The sequence below is a fragment of the Bacillus sp. SIMBA_074 genome, from assembly GCF_046534555.1.
Classification (GTDB): Bacteria; Bacillota; Bacilli; order Bacillales; family Bacillaceae_G; genus Bacillus_A; species Bacillus_A mycoides.
Window position 1 is genome coordinate 1 of sequence record NZ_JAWRYM010001251.1, and the last position, 235, is coordinate 235.

Annotated in this window: 1 pseudogene; it reads right to left on the reverse strand. The window is 55.7% G+C overall.

Annotated features, from left to right (window positions below):
• Window positions 1-235, reverse strand: a pseudogene (gene livG, locus SB773_RS34725) (high-affinity branched-chain amino acid ABC transporter ATP-binding protein LivG); the annotation flags it as partial.

Here is a 235-nt window from a genome sequence, read left to right on the forward strand (position 1 = left end):
CATCAAACGCAGCTTCCCGTATGGCAGACTTCCTGCAAGCGACGTACTCAGCTGTGATAGTCCGACCTGCTCCAGCCATTCCTGTGCCCGCTCCTCCATCAGCCGCTCCTCCTTGCGCGCACGTCCGAGATTCATCCCGCAAGAGAAGAGGCTTGCACTCGTCTTCGTATGCATGCCGACCATGACGTTTTCCAGGACGGTCATATCGTCGAAGGTCTGGAGATTTTGAAAGGTT